Origin of the sequence: Nonomuraea sp. NPDC049504 (assembly GCF_040676845.1) — a bacterium.
Classification (GTDB): Bacteria; Actinomycetota; Actinomycetes; order Streptosporangiales; family Streptosporangiaceae; genus Nonomuraea; species Nonomuraea salmonea.
Genome location: NZ_JBFAPT010000010.1, coordinates 219,663 through 246,172, shown reverse-complemented (window position 1 = coordinate 246,172; position 26,510 = coordinate 219,663). Strand labels below are relative to the sequence as shown.

Genomic DNA, 26,510 nt, shown 5'->3' with positions numbered 1-26,510 from the left:
GTCAGCGGCTGTAGCGCGCGACGGTGATCTTGTCGATGATCGGCGCGAACTGCGAGCGCAGCAGCACGCCGGGGAAGGTGTCCGAGGCGTACGTCTCGCCGTCGAAGTTCGGCAGCTCCTCGCTGGCGAAACCGATCGTGTTGACCCCCTTCTTCAGCTTCACCGGGACGGTCAGCTCCCAGAAGTTGTTCTCGTGGAAGGTGTGCGGGAACGACACCCGCTGCGGCGTGCCGCCGTTGACGCTGATGTCGGCGTGGCGGGCCAGCGGGTCGGGGTTGTAGTGGGTGGCGGGCGACTGCTCGGGGTTGGAGTAGCGGACCCGCATCGCGTACGTCCCCGCCGCGTCGGCCCGCACGGCGAAGGTGAGCGTGTTGCCGTTGCCGGGCGGCCCTCCGACGCCGGTGACGGCGGACCCGCCGTCGGCCAGGGTGAGCGGGGCGGCCTTGGCGGCGCCGGCCAGCCGGGCCGACTCGGCCTGGTACGCGGTCTCCGGCAGCGTCCCCGGCCGCACGTCGAGCCGGTCGATGACCGTCTTGCCCGAGCGGCCGGTCACCGTGACCTTGTTGACGCCGCCCGACAGCGACACCGTGGCGGTGGCATGACCGCGCGTGGCGTTGCCCAGCACCTCGACGCCGTTCACGGCCACCTTCGCCGCGCCGGACAGCACCTTGAGGTCCAGGACGGAGGCGGCGTCGCGCGCCGAATATACCCAGAACGTCGCCGGCTTGCCCTTGCCGAGCGACGCGCCGCCCGAGCCGGACACCTTGGCGCCCTTGATGTCATAGACCGTCCGCGCATCGGTCAGCTCGGCCTCGTAGACGGCCGTCGCCGCCGCCGGGTTCGGCAGCCGCAGCACGATCCGGTCCACGATCGCGTCGCCCTTGGTGGCCCGCTTCCCGTCGAGGCTGCGCGCGGCCAGGGAGATGACGTGCCGGCCCGCCGTGAGCCGTACGGTGGTGTCAGCGTGGTCCCAGACCACCCACTTGTACCCGAGCGGCAGGAACACCTCCTGCTCCGCTCCCCCGTCCACGCGCACGAAGACGTTCGTGGGGCCCTGCTCGCGCACGAGGTCGTAGGTGTTGAGCGAGTTGGCGAACACGCTCAGGTCGTAGTCGCCGGTCTCGGGCACCTCGACGGTGAAGTCGAGCACGCCGTCGGAGCCGGTGCGCAGCCCGCCGACGTCGTAGCCGCCCGAGGTGTAGAACTTCGACACGTCCGACGGCGAGCCCTCGGGCCCGTTGCGGGTGTAGCCGGAGCCGGTGTAGCGGGCGTCCTCGGCCTCGTACGAGCCCTCCCACCGTTGCGGCGCGGGCGCGGTCAGCGTGCCGGTCCCCGCCGGGGTCAGCACGATCTCGTACGCCGACGACTCCGCCAGCCTGGGCAGGTCACCGGAGCCGAAGTCGAGCGCCACGGCCCCGCCGGAGACGGTCAGGTCGCGCTCGGCGACGACGCGCGGCTGCGGCGAGTCGCCGACCTGCCCGGTCCAGGGGATCTCCTTGATCCACGCGTGCACCTCGCGCCCGAACACCTTCTCCGGCACGTGCTCGAAGCGGATGTGCCCGGCGCTGCTCGCGCCGCCGATGATCGCGCGGGCCTGGCGCTTACCGGTGTCCAGCGTCGCGACGCCCTGCAGCGTGTAGTTCTGACCGGGGTACGGCGGCGTGACCGCGACGGTGTGCCCGCTCATCTGCCCGTAGGCGTGCAGCAGCCACCACTGGCCGTTGCCGCGGTTCGCCTGCACCGCCGAGTCACTGAGGTTGCCGTCGATGTTCCAGTACGCGATGTCGGCGTCCACCTTCGACTCCTCGATGGCGGAGATCCACTGGATCATCTGGCCGGGCACCGAGGTGTGGTAGTTGAAGGCGTACTCGTTGATGTTGATCGGCAGCTTCCTGCCCTCGTGCGCGGTGCCCGCGAAGACCTCGGCCTCCATCTCGCGGTAGCGCTTGACGCTGGAGCGCACCTGCTCGGGGTGACTGAGCTCGTGCCAGGTCATCACGTCGGGCACGGTCCCGGCCTCGACGGTGTGCTCCAGGAAGCCCTTGACCTGGGAGTAGAGCACGCTGGTGTTCGGGCCCGCGATGCGGGCCGAGGGCAGCTTGCCCTTGATGAGCCGGTAGAAGTCATCCCATGTACGGAAATAGTCGGTTGGGTCGCTCAGCCAGCTGACGCCGTTGTAGCTCCACTCACCGGTGCCGAACATGTTGCCCTCGGGCTCGTTGAACGGCACGAACACCACGTGCTCGCGGTACTCCGGGTCGAGCGTGAGCACCTGGTCGACCTGCCCCGCGATCTTCTCCCGGTACGTCGCGAGCTTCTCCTGCGGCGTGTCGCCCGGCCACTGGTAGGGGAAGCCGCGGTGGATGTCGGTCATGTAGATGTACACGTCGCCGCCGGTGCTGTCGGCCAGCGGCTTGACCACCTCCAGGGCGTCGGCGCCGGGATGCTGCGGGCCGTCCTGCGCCTTGGTGGAGACCGTGCGCAGCTTCATGCCCTCGATGAGGTTGTTCGTCGGCACGCCCGGGCCGTACAGGCCGTAGAGCGTGCCGGACGCGCCACCGTGGAAGGCGCCGGTGTCCTTGGCCAGGTCGATGACCAGCTGGCCCTCGCGGATCACGGTGACCGTCGCGGTGACGGGCCGGCCCGCGGCGGCGCCGGTGACGGTGAACGTGCCGGCCTCGGCGTAGTCGTCGGGGTCCACGGGCTGCCAGGTGATGGGGACGTCGCGATCGTAGCCGTCGGAGTAGGCGGCGCGGACGGCGGGCGGCAGGGCGGGCGCCTTGCCGATGACCGTGCGCACGTCGAAGGTGTCCGTGCTCGGCTCGCCCGGCTCGGGCGGCGGTCCGGCCAGCCCGGCGACCTGCTCGGCGGTGAGCGCGGCGCCGTAGATCCGGAAGTCGTCGATGGCGCCGTCGAACAGCGGGTCGGGGTAGAACGAGCGGCCGATGAAGCCGGCCGAGGTGGTGGCGGCGTCCACCAACTGGCTCGCCGTGATCGTGGTGGGGGCGGAGGCGACGGCGGCGCCGTCGAGGTAGGTGGTGAGGCGCCCGGCCGCCGTGTCGAGGGTGACGGTCAGCGTCTTCCAGGCGTTCGCCGGGAGCGGCGCGTAGCCGGTGACCTGCGCCTCCGCGCCGCCGCCCCCGGTGGTGACCGCGGTGCGCAGCCGGCCGTCCCCGTTGTACGGGGTGCTGAACAGGTAGCGGGAGTTGTCCTTGCCGAGGGCGTAGATCCACTGCCAGGGGGCGGTGGTGCCGTCCCACTTGACGCGGGCGGACACGGTCAGGTCGGTCCTGCCCTTGATCGCGTCCAGGGGCAGCTTGACGTAGGCGCCGTCCGAGGTGGGGGCGCCGCCGGGCAGGCTGAGCGCGTGCCCGCCTGAGGCGCCGTCCACCAGCGCGGCGGTGCCGGCGTTGACCAGCTCGCCGTCCAGGCCGTTGCCCGAGGAGTCGGTGACGGTGCCGAGGGTGACGTCGTCGGCGTCGAACTCGTAGGCGAGCACGGGCTCCGGGACGGCGGCCGCGGTCGAGGGGGTGGCGGTTAACGGGAGGGCGAGGGCGGCCGGGAGCAGCGCGGCGAGCACCGCCCTCCGGCGAGTGGCGGTCAGGCGCGGGAATGGCATGCGTACGTCCCTGGGGATGTGAGCGCTAACAGAGCCGAGGGAGCTTCAACGCAACGCGACCGCAGGGTTGCCGGTACGTTACGCAGCCCCGCCCGCCGCCGTCAATGGGCCCGGCCCCGCGTTTCCGACATGTCACAATTCGGTATCGTCGCCCTCGCCCCTCCTTGACGTCCGCCGTGCGGCGGAGCAACAGTCGAGCCACATCGTTCGAACCGGTTCGCCGCCTCCGGTGCTCACCGGCGGCCACCGTCACGGTGCCTTTCGCCCTGGAGCTCCAAGGAAGGCGACATCGGCGCGACGATACGAGGGAGCTCTGTAACGCGACCGTCGAACCGGTTCGATGAATTCGGGAGGTGAGAGTGGCGACGATCGGAGACGTGGCCCGGGAGGCCGGGGTGAGCCGCAGCACGGCGTCGTACGCGCTGTCGGGCAAGCGGCCCATCTCGGAGGAGGTGCGCCGGCGCGTGCTGGCCGCCGCCGAGGCGCTGGCGTACACGCCGAACGCGGGCGCCCGCGCCCTCGCCACCGCCCAGACCAAGGTCCTCGGTCTGCTCGCCCAGTTCCACGAGGACGAGTTCGCGCCCGCGATGATGCAGTACATCCTGGGCGTCACCAACACCGCCCGCGACCTGGGCTACGACACGCTGCTGGTCACCGAGGCCGACGGCGTGCGGGCACTGCGGCGGGTCACCGACTCGCGCATGGTCGACGGCGTCGTGCTGATGAACATCGCCGAGGACGACGCCCGCCTGCCCATCCTGCGCGCCGCCCCGCAGCCGGGCGCGCTGGTCGGGCTGCCGGGCGACTGCTCGGGGCTCGACGTGTTCGACCTCGACTTCGAGGAGGCCGGCCGGGTCATGGTGGACCACCTGCACCGGCTCGGCCACCGCGAGCTGATCCTCATCTCGCAGCCCGAGCACGTGGTGGAGCGGGGCGGCGCGTACGTCTGGCGCCTGCGCGACGCGGCACTGGAACGCGCCCGCACACTCGGCCTCACCCTGCACGCCGTCTACGGCGAGTCCCGGCAACCGGCCGTGGGCCGCCTGCTGCACGGCCTGCTCGACGCCTACCCGGCGGCGACGGGCCTGCTGATCAACAACGAGGCGGCCGCGGCGGCGCTGCCCTCGGTCACCTACGAGCGGGGGCTGCGGGTGCCCGGCGACCTGTCGGTCATCGGGCGCTACTCCGCCGACTTCGCCGCGACGTTCTCCCTGCCCTACTCCTTCATCGAGAGCGCGCCCGACCGGCTCGGCTCCATGGCGGTGCGCCAGCTCGTGCGCCGCGTGGAGTCGGCTTCGGCCAGGAAGGAGCCGTTCGTGGTGCGCTTCATCTCGCCCGAGCTGGCCGACCGGGGCAGCACCGCTCCCCCGCGCCCGCACGCTTCCTAGCCATCCGTCCCTTCACCCCCCATCAGTCCGGCACGCTCCCCATGTGAGACATGTGAGCGTTAACATTGGAGGAATCGATGAACCGTCCGTCGGTGTCCGCGAGGGCGGCGGTCTTCGGAACCGCGGTCCTGGCGCTGTCCGCACTCGCCGCCTGCGCGTCCGCCCCTCAGGGCAGGTCCGGCACGGATTCGGCGAGCAGTTCCGGCGGTGGCACGTACACGTGGTGGGATCCGTACCCGCAGCACGACAAGTCCTCCGCCTGGGCCGGACGGGTGAACGCCTGCGGCAAGGAGGCCGGCGTCACCATCGAGCGCACCGCCTACGACACGACCGCGCTGACCAACCAGGCCCTGCTGGCCGGGCAGGAGGGCAACGCGCCGGACGTGATCCTGCTCGACAACCCGGCCGTCTCGACGCTCGCGGACGCCGGGATGCTGGCCACGATGGCCGACTTCGGCCTCGACACCTCCCGCTTCGACAAGAACCTCATCGCGGCGGGCGAGCTGGACGGGCAGACGTACGGCATCCCCATCGGCGCCAACACCCTCGCGCTCTACTACAACAAGAAGATCCTCGACGCGGCGGGCGTGGATCCGGACTCCATCAAGGACTGGGCCTCGCTCGACGCCGCGCTGAAGAAGGTCAAGGAGGCGGGCAAGAAGCCGATCACGTTCGCCGGCATCGGCACCGAGGAGGGCTCCTTCCAGTTCCTGCCCTGGTTCTGGGGCGCCGGCGCGCAGCTCACCGCGCTCGACTCGCCGCAGGCCGTGGAGGCCCTGGAGCTGTGGACGTCGTGGGTCAAGAGCGGCATCGCCCCCAACTCGGTCATCAGCAACTCCCAGAACACCACCTGGGAGGAGTTCCTGACCGGCGAGTTCGCCTTCGCCGAGAACGGCACCTGGCAGATCGACAGCGCCAAGAAGGCGGAGTTCCCGACCGGGATCGTGCAGATCCCCGGCAAGGACGGCGGGGTCGCGCCCACGCCGACGGGCGGCGAGTTCATCACCGTCCCGGTGCAGAAGGACACCAAGCGCTACGACGTCACCAAGAAGATCCTCGAGTGCATGACCACGCCCGAGGGCCTGGTGGAGACCGGCACGACGTTCGCGTACTACATCCCCTCCACCGCCGACGGGCAGCAGCGCATCCTGGAGTCGGAGCCGAGCCTGAAGCCGTGGGTGGACGCGGTGCGCTCGGCGAAGGGACGTACCAGCGACAACCTCGGCACCGACTACCCGAAGATCTCCGAGGCGTTGTGGACCGGCGTGCAGAAGGCGCTGAGCGGCTCGGCCGATCCGGCCGACGCGCTCAAGCAGGCGCAGGCGCAGGCCAAACAGGCGACCGGCGGCTGAGTGGCTCATGACCTCGCTGCACACCCGGGCGGGCGCGGTGCGGGAAGCGGCGCACGCCGCTCCCCGCCGGCGGCGAACCGGGCGGTGGACCGCCGCCGCCTTCCTCGCCCCGCTCATCATCTACATGATCGTCTTCTACGCCTATCCGCTCTACCGCAACATCGACCTGAGCCTGCACGACTACACGCCGCGGGCGTTCATCCAGGGGAACCCGGAGTTCACCGGCCTGGCGAACTACCGCGCCATCCTCTCCGACGACACCTTCCTGCGGGCGCTGCGCAACACCGCCGTGTTCACGCTGGCGTCCATCGCCGCGCAGTACCTCATCGGGCTGGCGCTCGCGGTCTTCTTCCACCGCAACTTCCGCCTGTCCGGCGTGCTGCGCGCGCTGTTCCTGGTGCCGTGGCTGCTGCCGCTGATCGTCTCGGCGTCCACCTGGTCGTGGCTGCTCAACAGCGACAACGGCATCGTGAACGCGGCGCTGCAGGCGTTCGGCATCGGCCAGATCAACTGGCTGACCTCGCCGGACACCGCGCTGCTCGCGGTCACCGTCGCCAACATCTGGCTGGGCGTGCCGTTCAACCTGGTCATCCTGTACGCCGGGCTGCAGAACATCCCGGGCGACCTGTACGAGGCCGCCGGCCTTGACGGTGCGGGGCCCTGGCAGCGCTTCACCCGCATCACGTTCCCGCTGCTGCGGCCGGTGACGCTGATCACGCTGCTGCTCGGGCTGATCTACACGCTCAAGGTCGTCGACATCATCTGGATCATGACCCGCGGCGGCCCGGCCGACGCCTCGACGACGCTGGCCATCTGGTCGTACCGGGAGGCGTTCGGCACCGGACAGCCCGACTTCTCGCCCGCGGCGGCGGTCGGCAACCTGCTCATCCTCATCGCCTTCGTCGCGGGCCTCGTGCACGTGCGCCTGCAGAGGGAGGAAACGGCATGAAGACCCGCAGAAGCGGCTGGAAGACGGCGCTCGGCGTGGTGCTGGCGGGCGTGATGCTCTTCCCCGTCTACTGGATGGTCAACGTCTCGCTCACCAGGACGCGGGACCTGCGGGCCGACCCGCCGCACTGGTTCCCGTGGAACCCCACCTTCGAGGGGTACGCCGCCGCGCTCGGCCAGCAGCTGCCCGCGCTGGCGACCAGCCTGTTCATCGGCCTCGGCACGGTCGTGCTGACGCTGGTGGTGTCGCTGCCGGCCGGGTTCGCCCTGGCCAGGCTGCGCCCGCGCGGCACCCGGCTGCTCGACTTCCTGCTGCTGGCCGCGCAGATGATCCCCGCGGTCGTGATGGCCATGGGCTTCTACGCGATCTACCTGCGGCTCGGGCTGCTCAACACCGTCTGGGGGCTGATCGTGGCGGACTCGACGCTGGCCGTGCCGTTCGGGGTGCTGCTGTTCCGGGCGTTCATGGCGGGCATCCCGCAGGAGGTGCTGTCGGCGGCGCAGATCGACGGGGCGAGCACGTGGCGGTCGTTCCGCTCGATCGTGCTGCCGCTCAGCCGCAACTCGGTGATCACCGTGTCGCTGTTCGCGTTCCTGTGGGCGTGGTCGGACTTCATCTTCGCCTCCACGCTCAACCGCAGCAGCGACGTCATCCCGATCACGCTCGGCATCTTCCGCTACATCGGCAACAACACCACGCAATGGAACTCGATCATGGCCACCGCCGTGATCGCGTCGCTGCCCGCGGCGTTCCTCCTCGTCCTCGCGCAGCGTTACATCGCCGCCGGGGTCACCGCGGGCGCCGTCAAGGACTGAAAGAAAGGTAACGCCGTATGACCAGCCCCGTGCTGCCCTCGCACGGCCGGGTACGCCCGCTCGGGCTCACGCAGGTCTCGCTCACCGGCGGGTTCTGGGGCGGCCGCCAGACCGTGAACGCCACGGCGACGCTCGCCCACTGCGAGTCGTGGATGGAGCGCCTCGGCTGGCTCGCCAACTTCGACCGGGTCGCCGACGGCACCACCGGCCCCGACCGGCCCGGCTGGTCGTTCTCCGACTCGGAGGTCTACAAGCTGCTGGAGGCGCTGTCCTGGGAGAGCGCCAGGTCCGGCGACCCCGAGGCGGAGTCGGCGATCAAGCGGCTGACCGCCCGCGTCGCCCGCGCCCAGGACCCGGACGGCTACCTCAACACCTGCTTCGGCCATCCCGGCAGGCCGCCCCGCTACAGCGACCTGGAGATGGGCCACGAGCTCTACAACACCGGCCACCTGCTGCAGGCCGCGGTGGCCAGGCTGCGCACCGCGGGCGACGACGACCTGGTCAGCGTCGCCCGGCGAGCCGCCGACCACGTGTGCCGCACGTTCGGCCCCGGCGGGATCGACGGCGTCTGCGGGCACCCGGAGATCGAGGCCGGGCTGGCCGAGTTCGGCCGCGCGCTCGGCGAGCCGCGCTACGTCGAGCAGGCCCGCCTGTTCATCGAGCGGCGCGGCCACGGCAGGCTGAAGGACATCCCGCTCGGGCGCGTCTACTTCCAGGACGACATTCCCGTACGCGAGGCGGACGTGTGGCGCGGCCACGCGGTGCGGGCCCTCTATCTGGCCGCCGCGTCGGTGGACGTCGCCGTCGAGACCGGCGACTCCGAGCTGCTCGACGCCGTGCGGCGGCAGTGGGAGCGCTCGGTGGCGCGGCGCACGTACGTCACCGGCGGCATGGGCTCGCGCCACCAGGACGAGGGCTTCGGCGAGGACTGGGAGCTGCCGCCGGACCGCGCCTACTGCGAGACCTGCGCCGGCGTCGCCTCGATCATGGTGTCGTGGCGGCTCTACCTCGCCACCGGCGACGTCCGCTACACCGACCTCATCGAGCGCACGCTCTACAACGTCGTCGCCACCTCGCCCAGCGCCGACGGGCGGGCCTTCTTCTACGCCAACCCGCTGCACCAGCGCGCCGCCGGACGGCCCGCCGACCCTGACGAGGTCAGCCCCAGGGCCGAGGCGGGCGTGCGGGCCGCCTGGTTCGACGTGTCCTGCTGCCCGACGAACGTCGCCCGCACCCTGGCCGGCCTGCACGCCTACCTCGCCACCGTCGACGACGACGGGCTGCAGCTGCTCCAGTACGCCTCCAGCGAGATCCGCGCCGAGCTGCCCGGCGGCCGTCCGGTGGCCCTCGACGTCGAGACCGCCTACCCCGACGACGGCACCGTCCGCGTCCGCGTCGTCGCCGGCCCCGACGAGCCGTGGACCCTCTCCCTGCGCGTGCCCGGCTGGGCGGACGGGGCCACGCTCACCGAGGGCGGGCGGACCACGACGGTCGCGCCAGGGCTGACCCGGGTGCGGCGGGCCTTCGCGGCCGGGGACGAGATCGTCCTCCAGCTGCCGGTGACGCCCCGCTTCACCTGGCCCGACCCGCGCATCGACGCCGTACGCGGCTGCGTCGCCGTGGAGCGTGGGCCCGAGGTGCTCTGCGTGGAGTCGGCCGACCTGCCCTCGCCCGGCGTCCTCGACGCCCTGACCATCGACGCCGGCTCCGCGCCGCGCGCCGTCCCCGGCGGCGCCGTGGTCCGCGGCCGGGCCCGTGGCGTGCCCGACCAAGCCTGGTCCTACCGGGACCGGCCGGTCAGCGGCGACGGCGGCGACTGGTTCGACGTGCCGCTGCGGCCGTACCACGCCTGGGCGCGGCGCGGACCGTCCAGCATGCGGATCTTCCTCCCCATCGCCTGACCAAGCACCCCCCGATTCAGGAAGGAGCCTGACCCCCCATGGCCCGTACGCTCACCGCACTCGCGTTAGCCCTGGTCACCACGGCCGCCACCGTGGTGACCGGCGCCGCCCCGGCCGCGGCGGCCGGCGCGACGCTCACCGTCGACGTCGCGCGCCCGTTCCGCCCGGTCACCCACGCCGCCTCAGGCGGCCTCTACGGCCTGGCGGAGAACAACCGCCCCGCCGACTCGACCCTGCTCCCCATCAAGGTCAACTCACTCACCCAGCCCGCGCCCGGCGTCGGCCAGCGGCCCAACGGCCAGCCGCCCGGCGGCGACTCCCTGCTCATCGCGCCGCAGGCCGACCGCGTCGGCGCCGGCCAGTACATCCGCATGCCCGACATCTACCCCGACTTCCCCTACCGGTGGGTGAGCTGGGACGACTGGCTGGCCAAGGTGAACACCATGGTCAGGGCGCGGCTCGCGGCCACCACCGTCACGAACGTGCTCGGCTGGGAGCTGTGGAACGAGCCCGACTACACCTGGAACACCAGCGCCGCCGGGTCGTTCAACGACGGGTGGGTGCGGACGCACCGGGCGGTTCGGGCGCTCGACACGCTCACCCCGATCGTCGGCCCCAGCACCGCCACCTACAACCGCTCGTGGATGCAGGCGTTCCTGACCCGCGCTCGCGACACCGGCACGCTACCCGACATCATCTGCTGGCACGAGCTGCAGAACCCGGACCGCATCGCCGCCGACATCGCCGACTACCGCAACCTGGAGGCGTCGCTGGGCATCAGCCCGCGCCGCCTGTCGATCAACGAGTACGCCGCCCCCGCCGAGGTGGACGTGCCCGGCCGCATCGCCAGTTACGTCGCCAAGCTGGAGCGCGGCGGCGCCGAGTCGGCGCACCGGGCCTTCTGGTACGAGTACGGCACCATGAACGGCCTGGTCACCGGCAACTCCCAGCCGACCGGCACGTGGTGGCTGTACAAGTGGTACGGCGACATGGCCGGAAACATGGTGACGACCACCACCTCCTCGTCCGGGCTCGACGGGTTCGCCGCCTACGACCCCACGCGCAGGATCGTCAACGTGGTGTTCGGCAACGAGTCCGGCACCAACACCGTCAACCTGACCGGGCTCGGCGCGCTGGGCTCCAGCGTGCGGGTCACGCTGCTGTCCACGCCGTCCAGCGGCCGGTTCACCGCCGTCGGCACGCCGACCACGGTCTCCACCACGACCAGGACGGTCAGCAACGGGCAGCTCAGCGTGTCCGTGCCGAACATGGTCGCGACCAGCGCGTACCAGCTGCTCGTCGAGCCCGCCTCCGGCGTGCCCGCATTCCAGCAGCGGTACGAGGCCGAGAACGCCTCCGTCTTCCGCGCCCAGCGGCTGACCTCCTCCAGCGCGTCGGCCGGCGGGTACGTGGGACGCATCGACAACTCCGGTACGCCGCGTACCGACAGCTACGTGGACTTCGTGGTGAACGTGCCGAGCGCTCGGGCGTACACGCTGACCATCGGCTACGCCAACGGCACCGGGGCCACCGCCACGCAGGGGCTCGCATACAACGGCGGGGCGTGGAGCACGGTCAGCTACCCGCCGACGGCGGCGTGGGGCCAGTTCGGCGCGACCGTCAGCACGACGGTGGCGTTGCGGGCCGGCTACAACGTCATCCGCCTCGCCAAGGGCTCCCCGCACTTCGCCGGCGGCACGGGTTACGCCGAGCTCGACTACATCCAGCTGACCTGACCCCGGCCGGACGCGCCGCCGCACGGGGTCACGTGATCCCGTGCGGCGGCGCATCCGCGCAGGTCATCCCGCATAGCCGGGCTTGTGGTGGAAATGGGTCCCTCATGGGCACACCCGTGAACCGGCCCGGCGGGGAGCCGGCGGAAAGGCCGCCCGCGCAATCGCACACCGATGGGGGCGACGCGCTCTCCGCTGTGCGGCCCTTTCTCGAGCCGATGTTGCTGCGGACTCCCATGGCGATCGCCGTCTGGGACCGGGACCTGCGGTGCGTCTGGCGTAACGACGCGGCCAGGGCGTTGCAGCACGTGTTCCCCTACTACCAGGTCGGCCGCGCCCTGTCGGACCTGGAGCCGGGCCTGGACACGCGCGGCGCCAGGCAGGCGATGCTGCAGGTGCTCGCCGACGGCGTCCCGCGGATCGACCGTGAGGCGCACTGGACGTCGCCGGGCCGGAGCGAGGAGCACAAGCTGTCCACCTCGTTCTTCCGCCTGGAGGACGCGGACGGCCGCCCGGTCGGCCTGTGCTCGATGGTGCTGGACATCGGCCACAGCCACACCCGCGACCGCCTGACCCTCCTGCACGAGGCCAGCATCCGCATCGGCAGCACGCTGGACGTCCGCCGCACCGCCCAGGAGCTGGCCGACCTGGCGGTGCCCGCCCTGGCCGACTACGTCACCGTGGACCTGGCGGAGGCGGTGCTGCCGGGAGCGGAGCCGCTGCAGCGGCTGGAGGCGACGGAGGACAGCGTGCCCGCCTTCTACCGGGCGGGTGTGGCCTCCATCCACGACGGCGTGCCGGAGTCGCTGTGGGAGCGGGGCGAGGCGGTGTTCGTGCCGCCGTCGTCGCCGTTCACCATGGTGCTGAACTCGGGGCGCTCGCACTTCGAGCCGTTCCTGGACACCGCACCGGGCACCTGGCTCGACCGGGACCCCGACCGTGCCGAGATCATCCACGCCGTCGGCATGCACTCGCTGATCATCGTGCCGCTCAAGGCGCGCGGTGACATCCTGGGCGTCGCGGTGTTCGTCCGTACCGACAACAAGGTGCCGTTCGCCAAGAGCGACCTCGCGCTCGCCGAGGGCCTGGGCGCGCGGACGGCGCTCAGCCTGGACAACGCCCGCCAGTACACCTTGGAGCGCACGGCCGCCCTGGCCCTGCAGCGCAACATGCTGCCGCCGCGCCTGACCGGCACCGGCGAGGTGGAGCTGGCCTCCCGCTACATGCCGTCCGACCTGCACGACGTGGGAGGCGACTGGTACGACGCGATCCCGCTGCCCGACGGCCGGATAGCGCTGGTCGTGGGCGACGTGACCGGCCACGGCATCCACGCCGCGGCCACCATGGGACGGCTGCGGATGGCGGTGCGCACCCTCGCGTACGTCGACCAGCCGCCCTGCGCGCTCCTCAACCACCTCGACGACATGCTGGTCAGGCTGGCCGACGAGAGCGCCGACGCGTGCGGCGCCCGCCTGGGCACGGCCGGCGCGACCTGCCTGTACGCCGTCTACGACCCCGCCACAGGGCGTTGCAGGCTCGCCTCGGCAGGTCATCCGCCGCCCGCCGTCGTGCACCCGGACGGCACCGTCTCCTTCCCCCGTCCGCCCACCGGCACCCCGATCGGCCTCGGGTTCGGCATGTTCGACTCGCTGGAGGTGGACCTGCCGCCGGGCAGCAGGATCGTCCTCTACACCGACGGCCTGATCGAGACCAGGGAGGCCGACATCGAGGCGGGCATCGACCGGCTCGGCGTCGCGCTCGCCGCCGCCGCGCGGCTGCCGCTGGAGGACTTCTGCGACGCGGTGGTGCGGACGATGGTGGGCGGCGGCGCCGAGGACGACGTCGCCCTGCTCGCCGCCCAGATCCGCCGCTGACGGTCCGTCATGGAACGCGGCGGGCCAGGTGGAGGATGAGGTCGCCGGTCATCTCCACGGTCGCGGGCAGCACCTCCAGGATGCGGGTCAGCACCTGCTCGCGCTGCTCGTCCGGCAGCATCAGATAGGCCGAGACGGTCGACAGGTGGCCGGCGTAGTCGCGGGCGCTGAGCTCGACGCGCCGCTCGATCACGTGCTGCTCCACGTCGCCGAACCACTCCGACCGCTCCAGCTCGCTGCCCGGCCATTGCATGGCGGCCTCGGGAGGCGTCCCGTCGGGCGCCGGGATGGTGTCGTCGGCCAGGTACGGCTCCCGCGCCGCCGCCACGGCCGCCGCCACCGCGGGGTCGGCGAGCAGCAGCGGCCCGCCGCACGAGGCGAACACGCCGCCCGGCTCCAGCAGCGCGGCCATGCGCGCCCACCGCTCGCCCGGGTCGGTCCAGTGCAGCGCCGCCGCCGCGAACACCAGCGGGTACGTCACGCCGGGGCGCAGCTCCTCGAACGCGGCCCGCACCGGCGTGACGTTCGCCGGGACGTGTTTGCGCAGCTCGGCGAGCATGGCGGGGTCGGGCTCCGTCGCGGTGACGGCGACGCCGTGCCGGGCGAGGACGCGGGTGGCCTTGCCGGTGCCCGCGCCGATCTCCAGCGCGGTCGTGACCGGCCGGCCGGCGTACTCCAGGACCAGGCGGGCCAGCTCGTCGGGATAGCCGGGACGGTACCGTTCGTAGGCTTCCGCGATCGTGCCGAAGCTCAGGGCGCGTTGCGACATGCCGAGCATCCTGGCATGCCTGCGGGGCAGGCCGCGGACCCGAGTCCGGCGCGCCATAGCATGGCGGCGTGCGATCAGCGCAGCCGATTCGCGGACCGCGGTGGGACATCGCGGTCCCCGCGCGGCCGGGCCGCCTGCCCGGGGTCACGATGGCGGGGTTCAGCGACCAGGCCAACGAGTACCACGAGCTCGCGCTGGTGCCCCACCCCGCGGTGACGGTGCTCATCGAGCTGGGCGAGCCGTCGTTCGTCATCGAGGACGACCACGGCGCCCGGCAGAGCGAGCGCGTCGTGGCCGGGCTCGCGCCCAAGGGCATCAGGGGGCGGGGGCTGACCAGGAAGACGGCCTGCCTCCAGGTGCGGCTGTCGCCGCTGCTCGCCCACGAGCTGCTGGGCGCGTCGTCGGAGCTGGGCGGCACGGTGCTCTCGCTCGACGACCTGTGGGGGCGCGCGGCCGTGCATCTCCAGGAGCGCCTCACCGCCGCCGCCACCTGGGAGAAGCGCTTCACGATCGCTGAGGACGCGCTGATCAGGCGGCGGGACGACGTCCGCAGGACGGTGGATGCCGAGGTGGCCCACTGCTGGCGGCAGATGGTGGCGCGGCGGGGCCGGGTCCGCGTGGAAGGGCTCGTCACCGAGGTCGGCTGGAGCCGTAAGCGCCTGTGGTCGCGCTTCCGCGCGCAGGCGGGCCTCACGCCCAAGCGGGTCGCCCAGCTGATCCGCTTCGACCACGCCGCCCACCGGCTGGCCGCCGGTCACGCCCCCGCCGTGGTGGCCGCCGACAGCGGCTACGCCGACCAGTCGCACCTGCACCGGGACGTGGTGGCCTTCGCCGGCATGACCCCGGCGGCGGTGGCGGCGGCGCCGTTCCTGGCGGTGGACGACGTCGCCTGGCCTGACCTGCACGGTTGAGACTTTTTCGCTCTTTTCTAGGCGATTATCCGCCAAGTTCACACCGAAAGTTCAACGATACCGTTGAAGGCATGAACTTCAAGGACATAGCGCGTCCTCTCGACGGCGCCGCCCTGTCGGCCTTCCTCGGCTCGCTGCCCGCCCGCCCCCGGCTGCTGGGTCTCGGCGAGGCCACCCACCGCGTCAAGGAGCTGCGCGACCTGCGCAACGAGCTCTTCCCCCACCTGGTCGAGCACGACGGCTACCGCGCGGTCGTGCTCGAGATCGACTGCCTCAAGGCCCGGATCGTGGACGACTACGTCACCACCGGCAAGGGCAGCCTCGACGAGGTCATGGAGCACGGCTTCAGCCACGACTTCGGCAGCCTGCCGGGCAACAGGGAGCTGGTGCGGTGGATGCGGGCGTACAACGAGGAGCATGACGCCAAGCTGCGCTTCCTCGGCTTCGACGGGCCGCTCGAATACTGGGCGCACAGCCCGCGCGAGGCGCTCACCGGCCTCTACGACCTCCTGCGCGAGCCGTACCCCTGCACCCGCGAGACCCTCGACGCGCTGCTCGGCGCCGACGAGCGCTGGTCGGACGAGGAGTCGGCGATGAACCCCGCCCGCTCGATCGGCCGCTCCCCCGAGGCCGTCCGGCTGCGGGTGATCGCCGACGACCTGGTCGCCCTGCTGGCGACGCAGCAGCCGCAGCTGAGCGACGAGGACAGGGAGCAGGCCGAGCTGTACGCGCGCACCGCCACCGGCCTGCTGCGCTACCACTATTGGCTGGCCGACGACTCCCCCGTCCGCTGGACCCGGCTGTCGGCCCTGCGCGCGGTGATGATGGCGGACAACCTGTGCGCCATCGCTGAGCGCCACGGCCCCGCCCTGGTCTTCTCCCACAACCTGCACCTGCAGCGCAACGAGTCCACCATGCCGTTCGGCGACGACGTGCTGCGCTGGTCGAGCGCGGGCGCGATCACCCGGACCAGGCTCGGCCCCGGCTACGCCTTCCTCGCTTCGGCCCTCGGCACCGTCGCCGGCGAACCGCCTTCCCCTGACACCGTGGAGGGCCGCATGGCGGACCTTCCCTGGGACCGCTCCCTCCTCGACGCCGGCCGCCTGGCCACCGTCCCCGGCATGAGCACCCGCGTCTCGCCCGACTTCGCGTACTTCCCCCTCGACCCCGCCCACCTCGCCGCAGCCGACGCCGTCGTCTTCATCAAGGAGACCACCGAAGAGATGTGACCTTCGACCACGGCGCCTGGGCGGGTGGGCCAGGTGCGGTCGAGGGCTTCCACCCAGGACGGCTGGACGGGGTCGTGACGTTCCTGGGCAGTCCGCCGTACACCGTGTTCGACGCCTGGTTTCACTGGACGGACTGAGCCTTACGGAGCGCGGCCAGTGTGAGCAGGGGGATGACCAGGAGCAGCGCTCCCGCCAGGTACTGGTCGGTGATGAGGTCGGGGGCGTCGTGGGGCCTGGCCAGGGCGAACCAGCGGGCCGCTACGGGGGACGCCAGCAGCAGGTACGCCCCCACCCCCGCGTACGTCAGGCCGGCCACCGCCGCCAGGCGGCCCCGCCACCCGGGCGGGAGGGCCGGCCGGTCCGGGCCCACCAGCGCCCAGGCCGTCACCAGGCCCACGGTGAGGAACAGCAGCTCGGTGCCCAGGTGCTCGGCGTAACCGGTCATCGACCAGGCCAGCCAGCCCGTTCCGTACAGGAGCAGCGCCATGGCGGGCCAGGCGACGGCCAGGCCCACGGCGGCGCGCGGGCTGAGCCGCTTCCTGACGGCGTCGGTGCGCGCCGCCAGCGTGACCGGCGCGCCGGCGGCCAGCAGCAGCGGCACGACCAGCGCGAGCACCACGTGCTGCAGCACCTGCGCCGACAGCATCGCCCGCGCGTACCCGCTCACCCCGCCGAGCAGCACCAGCCCGGCCAGCGCGAGCCCGGCGTACCACGCGATCGTGCGGGCCCGCGGCCAGCCCCGGACCCGGCGCAGGCCGGCCAGGTACGCGACGGCGGGCACCGCCAGCAGCAGCACGACCAGCGGGTCCAGCCGTACCTCGGTGATCAGTGCGGCCGGGGAGAAGGGGGCGAGTGCGTACTCCAGCGCCGGATGGGCGTGCGCGCCGGCCTCGCCGCCCGCCGGAGGCGGGGTGCGGGCCAGGCCGACCGCCAGCCCCATCGCCACCGCCATCACGACCAGCTCGCCCGCCGCCAGCCGGACGAACGTCCTGCGCACGCTCCGGTCGGCGACGCCCGCGACCGTGCGCCGCCGATGCGTCCACCCGAACCACCCCAGCACCGCCAGCGTGGCGACCTTCGCGAGGAGCAGCATCCCGTACGGGCTCTGCCACAGGTCGGACGGCGTGCCCAGCCGTACCCAGCCGCTGACCGTGCCGGAGAAGGCGACGGCGGCGAAGCAGCACAGCGCGATCGCGCTGAAGCGCCGCAGCACCACCGGCAGGTCGCCGGAGCGGCGGAAGTGCAGCAGCACCGCGCCCAGCCCGCCGGCCCACACCGCCATCGCCGCCAGGTGCACCATCAGCCCGGACACCGCGAGGTCGTGGTCGCCGGCGGAGGCGGCGTGGCCGACGTACGCGGGAGGCAGCAGCCCCGCCGACGCGATCACCAGCGGCAGCCGGCGCGGCAGGCGCGGCGCCATCGTCGCGGTCGCCACCACGAACGTGACGGCCACGACCAGCAGCAGCGCCCGCGTCTGCGGCAGCCCCGCGCCGAACCCGAGCATGTCCGGCTGGGCCATCAGCTCGCCGACCGGCATCGGAATGAAGCTGGACAAGGTGAGCAGATAGGTGACCAAAGAGGAGAACGCCCACGCGAGCGCCCACCACCCGGCCGCCCGCAGACACGACTCCCGCTCGGGCGCCGCGGCCGGCGCCAGCACGGACGCCGCCAGCAACGTCCCCACACAAGCCGCCGCACAGACTTCGTACACCAGCCGGACCAGCGGCAACCCCCACTCGGTGACCGGCCCGGCGGAGGGCAGCCCGGCGATCTGCGGCACCCCGGCACCGCCCCCGAACCGCAACGCCCCTACCAGGACCAGCGCCCCCACACCGGCCAGGGCAACGACGTAAGCCTTCGCGTACCACCGGGTGCTCAGCCGCGCCCCCGCCCGAGCATCGAACCGCGCATCAACCGTCATCAGGCACCACTCCCAGCCGCGTACACACGGGTACGCACGAGCGGCGCCCTCGGTTCAAGGACTCTCGAAGCGGAGGCGGCAGTGGCCCGAGTGGCAGTCCTGGAGGGCTCGGGCGGCCGCCTGCCTGGCGCGCTCCAGCTCGGCGAGGCGGGCGTCGAAGCGGGCCACCACCGCCTCCAGCCGCCAGCGCTCGCTTTCGCAGGTGGCACCGCCCCCGTCGTGGGCGGTCAGGGCGGCGGTGACCTCGTCGAGGGTGAAGCCCAGCTCCTGCAGGGCCTTGGCGGTGCGGATGCGTTCGACGGCGGCGGGGTCGAACTCGCGGTAGCCGGAGGGGCGGCGCGCGGCGGCGGGAAGGATGCCGCGGCGTTCGTAGAAGCGGACCGTGTCCACGCTGACCCCGGCCTCACGGGCGACCTGACCGATCTTCACGGCATCTCATCCCTTGACTCTGGACCCGGGTCCAGACTCTACGGTTGCCTCCACCGGCGTCACAAGAGGAAGGAAGATCATGGACATCCCCGCCCCCGGCACCCCGGTCGTCTGCGACATGAGCACCGCATCCGACACGCCCCGGCAGCGCCTGGACGAATACCACGAACTGTTCGGCCGGCACCTGATCGCCCGGGAGCGCACCGCCCAGGGCATCCGGTTCCGGCTGCGCGCCGAGCCGGGAGTGGCCGCGTGGGTGCGGGATCTGGCCGCGCGGGAGAAGGCGTGCTGCGCGTTCTTCGCCTTCGACGTCACCGGGACGGGCGAGGAGGTCGTGTGGGACTGCGCGGTCATCGACGACGAGACCGCCCGCGCCGTCCTGGACGAGTTCTACCACCTCACCGACGACCTCGAAGGAGCCATGGAACGTCTCACCGCGAAGGGCCTGTGGATCACCCCGCGGACGAGCACCCCCTGACACCATGCGATGTACTACCTGCCATGACCATCCTGCGCTCGCTGCTGCTGTTCGCCCTGGCCGCCCTCGCCGAGATCGGCGGCGCCTGGCTGGTCTGGCAGGGCGTCCGGGAGCAGCGCGGGCTGCTGTGGATCGGCGCCGGCGTCATCGCCCTCGGCCTGTACGGCTTCGTCGCCACGTTGCAGCCCGACGCGAACTTCGGCCGCATCCTGGCCGCCTACGGCGGGGTGTTCGTGGCGGGCTCGCTGGCGTGGGGCATGGTGGTGGACGGCTTCCGCCCCGACCGCTGGGACGTCATCGGCGCCCTGGTCTGCCTGGCCGGCGTCCTCGTCATCATGTACGCCCCACGCACCTGACCCGGTGAGCGATGATTTCGGGCCGCCGCGCGAGTCCGTACCTGCTGACCGTTGGAAAATATACGAAGAAGGACGATATGACGGACGCACGACGGCAGGCCGCTCCCCCGGACGGCGGCTGGGCGCTGGTGCACGCCGAGCGGGCGGCGCTGGCCGACGACCTGGCGGGGCTGACCGGGGAGCAGTGGGCGACGCCGTCCCTGTGCGCGGGGCTGAGCGTGCGCGAGGTGCTCGCCCACCTCACCTCCGGCGCGAGCCTGAACGGCGTGCGGTGGCTGGCGGGCGTGATCCGGTGCCGGTTCGACTTCGACCGGCAGGTCGCGATGCGGCTGGCCGAGCAGCTGGGCGCGGACGCGAGCGAGACGCTCGGCCGGTTCCGCCGGGTCGTGACCAGCACCACGAAGCCGCCGCTGCCGGTGATCGCGATGCTGGGCGAGACGATCGTGCACGGTGAGGACATCCGCCGGCCGCTGGGCATCCGGCGCGCCTACCCGATCGGCACCCTCACCCGCGTGGCCGAGTACTACCAGGGCACCGACATGGTGCTGCCCGGCAAGAAGCGGATCGCCGGGCTGCGGCTCGCGGCCGGGGACGGCCCGTTCGCGACGGGGTCGGGACCGCTGGTGTCGGGGTCCACGCTGGCGCTGGTGATGGCGATGACCGGGCGGGCGGCGTACTGCGACGAGCTGACCGGCGACGGGGTGGAGGTCCTGCGCGAACGGCAGGGCATGCGGTGATCAGAACGGGACCGCGCCGGATGCGGCGCGGTCCCGTTGCGAGCGGTCCTGTTCAGGTGGTCATTGGGTGGCGCTGGGGATCTTCAGGGGGTCCCGGGGCGCGTCGCTCTTGGCCTGGGCCATCTGCTCGCCCAGCTCCTGCAGCCGCTTGCGGCCCAGGGCCTCGCGGACCTGGGGGAACCACTCCTGTTCCTCCTCCTCGACGTGGTGACGGACGTTCTCCATGAGAACGGTCATCTTCGCGTCGTAGTGCTCGTCGGCGGGGTCGAGCTTCTTGAGCTCCGACAGCATCCAGACGACGACGTGGTGTTCCTCGACGCTCTCCAGGACGTGGTCGTCGGTGTCGGGCACGTCGGCGCGGACGGCCGGGTAGAAGATCGTCTCTTCGATGTACGTGTGCGCGGTCAGCTCTTCGATGACCTGGGCGACGATCTTCTCTTTTTCCTTGTGGGCCTTCGGCCCGGCCTTCTCGAACTGCTTGAACAGCTTCTCCACGGTTTTGTGGTCGTCTTTGAGCAGCACGATGGCGTCCATGGAGCGCTTTCTCCTCAGGGGGTGTGCGGGGGACGTGTTCGTACGGGGGCGGGCCGGCCGCGCGGTCGCGGCCGGACGTGGCCCGCGTGGGGGCCCGGTCGCGCCGGGCGTCAGACGTTGAAGATGCTCACCCCGCCGGGGCCGACCAGCAGTCCGACGACGATGAGGACGATGCCCCAGAGGATGTCGCGGCGGGCCAGCAGCACGTAGACACCGGCGACGACGAGGATGACGGCGAGAATCCAAAGAAGAGTAGCCATGGGACCGCGACTGCCCTGAGGCGGGGCCGGGAAACGGGATCCCGCGCCGGGTGCGGTAACGCTTCGATCACGGCCGAATGCCAAGGTGACCGCTCGGCCAGGTCGGCATACCGCCATGACCTGTGCGATGTCACTGTGTGTAACTGTTCTCATTCGCATGGTTACGAGATGGTGAGGTCGTCAGATCCGCAGCACTCTCATTGGAGGTAACACCCCGATGCGCCGCATCACCACCACCGCCGCCCGCCTGCTGACCGGCCTGGCCGTCGCCGCCGCGGTCACGGCCACCGCGCTCCCCGCCCAGGCCGCGCCGCGCCTGGCGCTGCCGGAGGGCGTCTTCCGGCTCGCCGACGGCCAGCCCTGCCCGTGGGCGACGCTGTGCCTGTACCGGGACTACAACCGCAGCGGCCCCGCGTACGGCGTCCGCGCCGGCTACGACGTCGACCTGTTCGACCTGCCGATGCCCGGCGGCGTCGGCGGCCCGACGGCGGCGAACAACGTCTCCTCCTGGGTCAACCGCACCGGCTCCACCGCCGTCCTGGTCGATCTCCGGCGGCTCAGGATCAGGCTGCTCCTCCCCGGGCGGTCGATCGAGGAGCCGCCCGGCGACAACGACACGGTGGACTTCCTGCGCTGGCGCTGAGCCGCCCCGCGAGCCGCCGCCACCCAGGGACCGGCGGGCGGCGGCACCCCTCACCGCACGCGGTAGCGCATGTGGGCGGCGACGCCCCCGACGGGCGCGCCCAGGGGCTCCAGCTCGGCCCGCACGCCGCCGAACAGCGGCGTCCCCTCACCCAGCAGGAACGGCATGACGTGCAGGTGCACCTCGTCCAGCAGGCCCGCCGCGAGCAGGCTCCTGGCCAGGTCCGCGCCCAGCACCAGGACGTCCTTGCCGCCCGCGGCCTCCTTGGCGCGCCGCGCCGCCGCCTCCAGCCCGTCGAAGGAGAACCTGCCGCCGTTGTCGCCGGTGAAGTCCTCCTCGATCCGGTGGGTGACCACGAAGCCCGGCGCGTACGGCCAGGGCGTGCCGCCCCACGGGCGCAGGCCCAGCTCGAACGTGCGGCGGCCGATCAGGGCGGCTCCGACGGACGCGTCCACCTCCTGCCGGATCGCGAGCTCGGCCGCGCCGCCGGGGCCCTCGCCCGCCATCCACGCGTGCAGCCGCTCGCCGCCGTCGCCCATCGGCTCGTCCATCCGTACGTTGGGGCCGGCCGAGAAACCGTCGAGGGAGATCGACACGTCCAGCACGATCCTGCTCATGGTGCACCTTCTTCGCTCCGACCGGCGCCGCTTCTCGGCTCCGTCACCCTGTAGTCGGAGCCGTCCCAGCCGCCTCTACACGCCGGCCGAAGTTTTTTTCTCAGAGCGCGAGACTCACGGTCAGTTCCTCGCACAGCGCCCAGACGGCGTCCTGAGCCCGGCGGTCGAGCGCGGCGGCCGGCCAGTCCGTACGCCGGCACTTCGCGTCGAAGTACGCCCCGTTCACGCCCTCCACCTCGGGGCTCGACGCGAGGTGGATGCTGGAGCGGGCCGGTTTCGCCAGGTCGGCGAGGAGCCGGGGCGCGGCCAGGCGCAGGAGCGGGACGAGCGGGCGGTAGGCGTACGGGAAGCCGGCCGTGGTCATCGACCGGTTCATCGGGGTGTGGGCGTGGCCCGGGTAGGCGACGTTCACCGTGACGCCGGTGCCGGCCACCTGCTCGGCGAAGCGCAGGCTCATCGCCATCAGCATCGTCTTGGTGTGGTTGTACTGGCTGAACGTCCAGCCCAGGTAGCGGCGCTCGGCTTGCAGGTCGCCCGGGTCGATCGGGGTGCCGGGGATGCCGCCGGTGAGGTTGACCACCCGGCCGGTCAGCAGCGGCAGCAGCAGGCGGGTCAGCGTGTACGGCGCCAGCACGTGGGCGGCGAACGTGAGCTCCACGCCGTCCTCGGTGAGGGTGCGGCGCGGCGGGTGGGCGCCGACGTTGTTGACCAGCACGTCGAGGCGGTCGCAGCGGGCGGCCACGTCGGCGGCGAGCCTGGTCAGGTCGCGCAGGCGGGTGACGTCGGCGGCGATGGCCTCGGTCCTGCCGCCGATCTCGGCGGCGGCCTGCCGCGCCCGTGAGAGGTCGCGGCCGACCAGGATCACCCGGGCGCCCAGTGCGGCGAGGCCGCGTGCGGTCTCCTTGCCGATCCCGCCGGTGCTGCCGGTGATCAGGACGGTCTTGGGGGTTCCATCGCTTGAGAGCATGAGCCCAAATATGACACCGAGTGCCACACATGGCAACTGGTGTAGGGTGTGTGGTCATGGAAGGTCTGCGAGATCGCACCAGGCGTGCCGTCCGCGCCGAGCTGGCCGGGCGGGCGCTTGAGCTGTTCACCGAGCGCGGGTTCGACGAGACGACCGTCGACGACATCGCCAGAGCGGCCGGGCTGTCGAAGCGCAGCTTCTTCCGCTACTTCCCGGCCAAGGAGGACGTGCTGTTCGGCGGCGTCGAGGCGCTGGCCGAGCAGGTGGCCGCCGAGATCGCCGCGCGGCCCGCCGGCGAGGGGCCGTGGGAGTGCCTGCACGCGGTGCTGCGCGACTGGGAGGCGCGGATCAACACCCAGATCGAGGTGATGCGGCTGATCGAGGACACACCGGCGCTGCGTACCAGGCTGCTGCAGAAGCGCGACGAGGCGCGCGGCCGGATCATCGAGGCGCTGACCGGGCGCGGGGTGCCGGAGCTGGAGGCCGACCTGGCGGCGGCCGCGGCCGGGGCCGCGCTCGACACGGTGGCCCGCGAATGGCTGCGCACCGGCGGCTCCGCCGACAGGACCGCGCTGACGGACCGCGTCTTCACGATGCTCCGCCCCGCCTTCCTCGCCCCAGGCACGGATCGGCCGTCCTGAGCGCGCCTCACCGCACGGGCGCGCCCTTGCGGCGGCGTGCCTTCAAGGCCGCCTCCGAAGGCGGTCAGACGTTCAGGACCGCTGTGCGGGTGTGGCCGCGGGTGCCGGCGACCTCGACCTTGAGCGCGCCCTTCGACCGGCGCACGCCCCGGTCGGCCTTCCTGATCGACTTGATCCGCCAGGGCAGCGTGAGCTTGAGGTCGTCGGCGGTCCTGGAGGGGTCGGCGACGGCGAGGCGCACCTGGAACTGGTCGCGGCGCATCACCACCGCGCACGGCCCGTCGGCGCTCAGCGGGCCCTCGTCGGTCTCGACCGTCCCGGCCCGCCAGAACACGGCGGCCACCAGGTTGTCACGATAGATGGCCTGAACGGTGCCGGAGTTGGCGAGGATCTTGACACGGCCCTGGTAGGCGGCGGTCTGGTTGGCCGAGGCGTCGGGCAGCACGGCGTAGGCGTAGCGGGCCTTGCGCGGGTCCACGCCGTGGTCGAGCAGGATCGTCGTGTAGTGCCGGGTGACGGGCGTCGAGTCGCCGCCGGTCGTGGCGCCCTTGTCGATGTCGCGCCAGCGCCCGGTGCGCTTCTCGCGCAGCACCTTCGGCTTGGCGCCGTCGAGCAGCGCGTACCCGCCGACGCCGGCCAGGTGCACCCAGCCGTCGCCCTTGGAAAGGGCCGGGTGGGCGCCGTGGGTGTTGCGGTTCTCGACGACGGTCTCGACGCGGCGGCCGTCGGAGGCGGTGATGCCGGTGCCGAGCGCGATCACGGCGTCGTCGAGCAGGAACCAGGCCTTCTTGGCCCGCAGCGAGGATCCGTCGCCGATGAGCTTCATGACGGCCAGGCCGTACTCGCCGTCCAGCGCCACCCCGCCCGCCCACGGGGTCGCCGGGCGGCGGCGGGTGCCGTGGCGCAGGTCGCCGCGCTTGCGGCGGTCGACGGTCGTGCCGGGCAGCCGGTACGGGTCGATCGTCGGCCACAGCTCGTCGTTCCAGTGGGTGAGGTCGGCGGTGTAGAGGTAGGTCATGCCGTCGCCGGTGTACCAGCCGTGCAGGTTCTCCCTGTTCATGGCCTCGACGGCGCCGATCCGCCGCGAGCTCATGGCGATCGCGTACGCCCACGTGGGCCGCCGGTGCACGACCCGGTCCATGTCGGCGAAGACGTACGTGCCGGTGGTGCGCGGCCCGACCGGCACCGACGGATCACGCAGCAGGGCGTCCGCCCGCGCGATGCTCGCCAGCGGCGCGACCGCCTGGTACGGCACGGCCTGGTTACGGGTCAGCCAGCCCTTGACCAGGGGCCGCCACCGTTTCGCGTGCTTCTCGGGCGCCGTGTCCAGCAGGGTCAGGATGGCCTCGATCGTCTTCTGGCCCGAGTGGTGGTCGCGGTGGCCCTGCACGGAGATCTGCCGCCCGCGTACGCAGTCCATCATCAGCCCGTCGAAGACGAACGGCACGAAGGAGCGGTCCACGAGGTCGTACACCGCGTCGATGCGGCCGATCTGCCAGGGCGAGCGGGCGAGCATGGCGATCAGCCTGGCCACGCTCTCCAGATAGTCGACGCCGTAGCTGCCGGTGTAGGGGTAGATGTCGTGCTGGATGAACGACCCGTCGCGGTAGAACCCGTCGCCCGGCCCCCGGGTGAGGCGCAGCAGGTCGGAGACGGCGTCCTTGGCCTTCCTGACGAGCCGGGCGTCGTGGGTGAGCAGGCCGCGCATGGCGACGGCCATGGCCTTGCCGGCCCGGTTGGCGCCGGTCTCGATGACGCCGGGGTGACTGATGCGCCGCTCGGGGTCGGGGCACCAGCGGCGCAGCGGGCGCAGCCACCGGTCGAGCCGGTCCTTGGGCAGGCCGTCGTAGAGCAGGGCGCAGGTGTCGGTCAGGGCGCGGGGGACGCCGATCTCCCACCAGTACCAGTTGCTGCCGCGCCGGCCGATGCGCTCGTTGTAGGCGTGCTCGTACAGGAAGTCGAGCGCTTTGACGGCGGTCTCGGCGACCTGGGCGTCGTGGTGCAGGGCGGTGCCGGGGGTGGCCCAGCCGATCGCCAGCGTGCGCATGCGGTTGTAGGAGCGGTTGAAGTTGCCGCTGTTCGGGTCGCCGAGCGGCAGGTCGGGCCAGAGGCTGGGGCGACGCGCGTCGGGCTTGAGCTTGCGCAGCACGGCCCTGGCCGAGCCCTCGACGGCCCTGGTCTTGTCGGCGTACGCGGGGTCGTACGACGTGCCGGCCAGCAGGCTCACCCACCGGCGGCGGGCGGTGTCGAAAGCCGCCGCGTCCACCACGCTCGCCCCGGCTCTGCCCTCGAGAGCCAGGCCGGCCACGGCCGCGGCGCCGAGCAGAGCGGAGCGGCGGCTGAGCGGGTGGGTCATATGGGCCTTTCCGGGCAGCTTTCGAACGTAG

Annotated in this window: 24 protein-coding genes; 15 read left to right on the top strand and 9 right to left on the bottom strand. The window is 72.2% G+C overall.

Annotated features, from left to right (window positions below):
* Window position 1: 1 nt before the first annotated feature.
* Entirely contained in the window at window positions 2-3,619 is a 3,618-nt protein-coding gene (locus tag AB0K28_RS21070; protein WP_364372395.1) for a LamG-like jellyroll fold domain-containing protein, read from the bottom strand.
* Between the two features lie 359 nt (window positions 3,620-3,978).
* Between AB0K28_RS21070 and AB0K28_RS21065 the strand changes: the two genes are divergently transcribed.
* The 7 genes from AB0K28_RS21065 to AB0K28_RS21035 all read left to right on the top strand — a co-directional run bounded on the left by AB0K28_RS21065 (window position 3,979) and on the right by AB0K28_RS21035 (window position 13,631).
* A complete protein-coding gene (locus AB0K28_RS21065) occupies window positions 3,979-5,007 on the top strand; it encodes a LacI family DNA-binding transcriptional regulator (RefSeq protein WP_364372392.1) in 1,029 nt (342 codons plus the stop codon).
* A 77-nt stretch (window positions 5,008-5,084) separates the two neighbouring features.
* Window positions 5,085-6,359, top strand: a complete 1,275-nt coding sequence (locus AB0K28_RS21060) for an extracellular solute-binding protein (RefSeq protein ID WP_364372389.1) — start codon at window positions 5,085-5,087, stop codon at window positions 6,357-6,359.
* Window positions 6,360-6,366: 7 nt separating this feature from the next.
* Window positions 6,367-7,308: a sugar ABC transporter permease gene (locus tag AB0K28_RS21055; RefSeq protein ID WP_345405677.1), complete on the top strand. Its 942-nt coding sequence runs from the start codon at window positions 6,367-6,369 to the stop codon at window positions 7,306-7,308.
* Entirely contained in the window at window positions 7,305-8,123 is an 819-nt protein-coding gene (locus tag AB0K28_RS21050; protein ID WP_355431580.1) for a carbohydrate ABC transporter permease, read from the top strand. Before AB0K28_RS21055 ends, AB0K28_RS21050 begins: the two co-directional genes overlap by 4 nt.
* Window positions 8,124-8,140: 17 nt before the next feature.
* Window positions 8,141-10,024: a beta-L-arabinofuranosidase domain-containing protein gene (locus AB0K28_RS21045; protein WP_345405668.1), complete on the top strand. Its 1,884-nt coding sequence runs from the start codon at window positions 8,141-8,143 to the stop codon at window positions 10,022-10,024.
* 38 nt (window positions 10,025-10,062) lie between these two features.
* Window positions 10,063-11,760 (top strand): CBM35 domain-containing protein, encoded by a 1,698-nt coding sequence (locus AB0K28_RS21040; RefSeq protein WP_364372384.1) that lies wholly within the window; start codon window positions 10,063-10,065, stop codon window positions 11,758-11,760.
* Between the two features lie 215 nt (window positions 11,761-11,975).
* Window positions 11,976-13,631, top strand: a complete 1,656-nt coding sequence (locus tag AB0K28_RS21035; protein WP_364372381.1) for a SpoIIE family protein phosphatase — start codon at window positions 11,976-11,978, stop codon at window positions 13,629-13,631.
* Window positions 13,632-13,638: 7 nt separating this feature from the next.
* Here AB0K28_RS21035 and AB0K28_RS21030 read toward each other — a convergent pair whose 3' ends face one another.
* Window positions 13,639-14,400 carry a class I SAM-dependent methyltransferase gene (locus AB0K28_RS21030; protein WP_364372378.1) on the bottom strand — a complete coding sequence of 254 codons (762 nt, stop codon included), beginning with the start codon at window positions 14,398-14,400 and terminating at the stop codon, window positions 13,639-13,641.
* A 68-nt stretch (window positions 14,401-14,468) separates the two neighbouring features.
* Between AB0K28_RS21030 and AB0K28_RS21025 the strand changes: the two genes are divergently transcribed.
* From AB0K28_RS21025 to AB0K28_RS21015, 3 genes are all read left to right on the top strand, one after another.
* On the top strand, window positions 14,469-15,311 hold the full coding sequence (locus AB0K28_RS21025) for a helix-turn-helix domain-containing protein (protein WP_364372375.1): 843 nt from the start codon (window positions 14,469-14,471) through the stop codon (window positions 15,309-15,311).
* 71 nt (window positions 15,312-15,382) lie between these two features.
* On the top strand, window positions 15,383-16,540 hold the full coding sequence (locus AB0K28_RS21020; RefSeq protein WP_364372372.1) for an erythromycin esterase family protein: 1,158 nt from the start codon (window positions 15,383-15,385) through the stop codon (window positions 16,538-16,540).
* Window positions 16,537-16,677 carry a hypothetical protein gene (locus AB0K28_RS21015; protein WP_364372369.1) on the top strand — a complete coding sequence of 47 codons (141 nt, stop codon included), beginning with the start codon at window positions 16,537-16,539 and terminating at the stop codon, window positions 16,675-16,677. Before AB0K28_RS21020 ends, AB0K28_RS21015 begins: the two co-directional genes overlap by 4 nt.
* On the opposite strand, the gene AB0K28_RS21010 is transcribed toward AB0K28_RS21015, so the two are convergent.
* Together AB0K28_RS21010 and AB0K28_RS21005 are read right to left on the bottom strand one after the other, a co-directional pair.
* Entirely contained in the window at window positions 16,662-18,461 is a 1,800-nt protein-coding gene (locus AB0K28_RS21010) for a cytochrome c oxidase assembly protein (protein ID WP_364372366.1), read from the bottom strand. The genes AB0K28_RS21015 and AB0K28_RS21010 overlap by 16 nt on opposite strands.
* A gap of 54 nt (window positions 18,462-18,515) precedes the next feature.
* The gene (locus AB0K28_RS21005) at window positions 18,516-18,890 is read right to left on the bottom strand and encodes a MerR family transcriptional regulator (protein WP_345405642.1); all 375 of its coding nucleotides are present in this window, start codon (window positions 18,888-18,890) and stop codon (window positions 18,516-18,518) included.
* Between the two features lie 79 nt (window positions 18,891-18,969).
* Here AB0K28_RS21005 and AB0K28_RS21000 point away from each other — a divergent pair, with 79 nt between their 5' ends.
* From AB0K28_RS21000 to AB0K28_RS20990, 3 genes are all read left to right on the top strand, one after another.
* Entirely contained in the window at window positions 18,970-19,368 is a 399-nt protein-coding gene (locus AB0K28_RS21000) for a hypothetical protein (RefSeq protein WP_345405639.1), read from the top strand.
* A 23-nt stretch (window positions 19,369-19,391) separates the two neighbouring features.
* Window positions 19,392-19,724, top strand: a complete 333-nt coding sequence (locus AB0K28_RS20995) for a YnfA family protein (protein ID WP_345405636.1) — start codon at window positions 19,392-19,394, stop codon at window positions 19,722-19,724.
* A 77-nt stretch (window positions 19,725-19,801) separates the two neighbouring features.
* Window positions 19,802-20,461 carry a maleylpyruvate isomerase family mycothiol-dependent enzyme gene (locus AB0K28_RS20990; protein ID WP_345405633.1) on the top strand — a complete coding sequence of 220 codons (660 nt, stop codon included), beginning with the start codon at window positions 19,802-19,804 and terminating at the stop codon, window positions 20,459-20,461.
* 60 nt (window positions 20,462-20,521) lie between these two features.
* On the opposite strand, the gene AB0K28_RS20985 is transcribed toward AB0K28_RS20990, so the two are convergent.
* Together AB0K28_RS20985 and AB0K28_RS20980 are read right to left on the bottom strand one after the other, a co-directional pair.
* On the bottom strand, window positions 20,522-20,995 hold the full coding sequence (locus AB0K28_RS20985) for a hemerythrin domain-containing protein (protein WP_364372361.1): 474 nt from the start codon (window positions 20,993-20,995) through the stop codon (window positions 20,522-20,524).
* A 110-nt stretch (window positions 20,996-21,105) separates the two neighbouring features.
* A complete protein-coding gene (locus tag AB0K28_RS20980) occupies window positions 21,106-21,255 on the bottom strand; it encodes a GPGG-motif small membrane protein (RefSeq protein WP_345405630.1) in 150 nt (49 codons plus the stop codon).
* A gap of 217 nt (window positions 21,256-21,472) precedes the next feature.
* Here AB0K28_RS20980 and AB0K28_RS20975 point away from each other — a divergent pair, with 217 nt between their 5' ends.
* Window positions 21,473-21,898 (top strand): peptidase inhibitor family I36 protein, encoded by a 426-nt coding sequence (locus AB0K28_RS20975; protein WP_345405625.1) that lies wholly within the window; start codon window positions 21,473-21,475, stop codon window positions 21,896-21,898.
* Between the two features lie 50 nt (window positions 21,899-21,948).
* Here the strand turns inward: AB0K28_RS20975 and AB0K28_RS20970 are convergent, their stop codons facing one another.
* Together AB0K28_RS20970 and AB0K28_RS20965 are read right to left on the bottom strand one after the other, a co-directional pair.
* Window positions 21,949-22,515 carry a dihydrofolate reductase family protein gene (locus AB0K28_RS20970; RefSeq protein WP_345405622.1) on the bottom strand — a complete coding sequence of 189 codons (567 nt, stop codon included), beginning with the start codon at window positions 22,513-22,515 and terminating at the stop codon, window positions 21,949-21,951.
* 100 nt (window positions 22,516-22,615) lie between these two features.
* A complete protein-coding gene (locus tag AB0K28_RS20965) occupies window positions 22,616-23,482 on the bottom strand; it encodes an SDR family NAD(P)-dependent oxidoreductase (protein ID WP_364372357.1) in 867 nt (288 codons plus the stop codon).
* Window positions 23,483-23,538: 56 nt separating this feature from the next.
* On the opposite strand from AB0K28_RS20965, the gene AB0K28_RS20960 reads away from it, so the two are divergent.
* The gene (locus AB0K28_RS20960) at window positions 23,539-24,123 is read left to right on the top strand and encodes a TetR family transcriptional regulator (protein ID WP_345405616.1); all 585 of its coding nucleotides are present in this window, start codon (window positions 23,539-23,541) and stop codon (window positions 24,121-24,123) included.
* Between the two features lie 64 nt (window positions 24,124-24,187).
* Here the strand turns inward: AB0K28_RS20960 and AB0K28_RS20955 are convergent, their stop codons facing one another.
* Complete coding sequence (locus AB0K28_RS20955) at window positions 24,188-26,479, bottom strand: polysaccharide lyase 8 family protein (RefSeq protein ID WP_364372354.1); 2,292 nt, start codon at window positions 26,477-26,479, stop codon at window positions 24,188-24,190.
* Window positions 26,480-26,510: the final 31 nt, after the last annotated feature.

Bases quoted from the DNA above. Each gene is read 5' to 3' on its own strand.
- AB0K28_RS21070 (WP_364372395.1), bottom strand. From the start codon at position 3,619: ATGCCATTCCCGCGCCTGACCGCCACTCGCCGGAGGGCGGTGCTCGCC.
- AB0K28_RS21060 (WP_364372389.1), top strand. From the start codon at position 5,085: ATGAACCGTCCGTCGGTGTCCGCGAGGGCGGCGGTCTTCGGAACCGCG.
- AB0K28_RS21055 (WP_345405677.1), top strand. From the start codon at position 6,367: ATGACCTCGCTGCACACCCGGGCGGGCGCGGTGCGGGAAGCGGCGCAC.
- AB0K28_RS21050 (WP_355431580.1), top strand. From the start codon at position 7,305: ATGAAGACCCGCAGAAGCGGCTGGAAGACGGCGCTCGGCGTGGTGCTG.
- AB0K28_RS21045 (WP_345405668.1), top strand. From the start codon at position 8,141: ATGACCAGCCCCGTGCTGCCCTCGCACGGCCGGGTACGCCCGCTCGGG.
- AB0K28_RS21040 (WP_364372384.1), top strand. From the start codon at position 10,063: ATGGCCCGTACGCTCACCGCACTCGCGTTAGCCCTGGTCACCACGGCC.
- AB0K28_RS21035 (WP_364372381.1), top strand. From the start codon at position 11,976: ATGTTGCTGCGGACTCCCATGGCGATCGCCGTCTGGGACCGGGACCTG.
- AB0K28_RS21030 (WP_364372378.1), bottom strand. From the start codon at position 14,400: ATGTCGCAACGCGCCCTGAGCTTCGGCACGATCGCGGAAGCCTACGAA.
- AB0K28_RS21020 (WP_364372372.1), top strand. From the start codon at position 15,383: ATGAACTTCAAGGACATAGCGCGTCCTCTCGACGGCGCCGCCCTGTCG.
- AB0K28_RS21010 (WP_364372366.1), bottom strand. From the start codon at position 18,461: ATGACGGTTGATGCGCGGTTCGATGCTCGGGCGGGGGCGCGGCTGAGC.
- AB0K28_RS21000 (WP_345405639.1), top strand. From the start codon at position 18,970: ATGGACATCCCCGCCCCCGGCACCCCGGTCGTCTGCGACATGAGCACC.
- AB0K28_RS20995 (WP_345405636.1), top strand. From the start codon at position 19,392: ATGACCATCCTGCGCTCGCTGCTGCTGTTCGCCCTGGCCGCCCTCGCC.
- AB0K28_RS20990 (WP_345405633.1), top strand. From the start codon at position 19,802: ATGACGGACGCACGACGGCAGGCCGCTCCCCCGGACGGCGGCTGGGCG.
- AB0K28_RS20985 (WP_364372361.1), bottom strand. From the start codon at position 20,995: ATGGACGCCATCGTGCTGCTCAAAGACGACCACAAAACCGTGGAGAAG.
- AB0K28_RS20980 (WP_345405630.1), bottom strand. From the start codon at position 21,255: ATGGCTACTCTTCTTTGGATTCTCGCCGTCATCCTCGTCGTCGCCGGT.
- AB0K28_RS20975 (WP_345405625.1), top strand. From the start codon at position 21,473: ATGCGCCGCATCACCACCACCGCCGCCCGCCTGCTGACCGGCCTGGCC.
- AB0K28_RS20970 (WP_345405622.1), bottom strand. From the start codon at position 22,515: ATGAGCAGGATCGTGCTGGACGTGTCGATCTCCCTCGACGGTTTCTCG.
- AB0K28_RS20965 (WP_364372357.1), bottom strand. From the start codon at position 23,482: ATGCTCTCAAGCGATGGAACCCCCAAGACCGTCCTGATCACCGGCAGC.
- AB0K28_RS20960 (WP_345405616.1), top strand. From the start codon at position 23,539: ATGGAAGGTCTGCGAGATCGCACCAGGCGTGCCGTCCGCGCCGAGCTG.
- AB0K28_RS20955 (WP_364372354.1), bottom strand. From the start codon at position 26,479: ATGACCCACCCGCTCAGCCGCCGCTCCGCTCTGCTCGGCGCCGCGGCC.